Below are 806 nucleotides of genomic sequence, written 5' to 3' on the forward strand. Positions count from 1 at the left end.
GGTTGTTCTGGCTGCCGTGGCGGAGAATGACTGGGCCCTTCAGTACGCGTCTGAAACACTGAAAAACGACCGCGAGGTTGTTCTGGCTGCCGTGGCGGAGAATGACTGGGCCCTTGAGTACGCGTCTGAAACACTGAAAGACGACCGCGAGGTTGTCTTGGCTGCCGTGGCGAAGAATGGCTTGGCCCTTCAGTACGCGTCTGAAACACTGAAAAACGACCGCGACGTTGTTCTGGCTGCCGTGGCGCAGAATCGCTGGGCCCTTGAGTACGCGTCTGAAACACTGAAAAACGACCGCGACTTTTTATTGGCTGCCGTGGCGGAGAATGGCTCGGTCCTTGAGTACGCGTCTGAAACACTGAAAAACGACCGCGAGGTTGTCTTGGCTGCCGTGGCGAAGAATGGCTGGGCCCTTCAGTACGCGTCTGAAACACTGAAAAACGACCGCGAGGTTGTCTTGGCTGCCGTGGCGGAGAATCGCTGGGCCCTTCAGTACGCGTCTGAAACACTGAAAAACGACCGCGAGGTTGTCTTGGCTGCCGTGGCGCAGAATCGCTTGGCCCTTCAGTACGCGTCTGAAACACTGAAAAACGACCGCGACTTTTTATTGGCTGCCGTGGCGGAGAATGGCTGGGCCCTTGAGTACGCATCTGAAACACTGAAAAACGACCGCGACGTTGTTCTGGCTGCCGTGGCGCAAACTGGCTTGGCCCTTGAGTACGCGTCTGAAACACTGAAAAACGACCGCGAGGTTGTCTTGGCTGCCGTGGCGCAGAATCGCTTAGCCCTTCAGTACGCGTCTGAAA

General features: G+C 56.8%; 1 protein-coding gene. It reads left to right on the forward strand.

The features are described 5' to 3' along the window. On the forward strand, positions 1-806 hold an 806-nt coding region (locus Lfee_RS07665), incomplete at both ends, for a DUF4116 domain-containing protein (protein ID WP_193786948.1).

It is taken from the genome of Legionella feeleii, from assembly GCF_001467625.1.
GTDB classification, from domain to species: Bacteria; Pseudomonadota; Gammaproteobacteria; order Legionellales; family Legionellaceae; genus Tatlockia; species Tatlockia feeleii.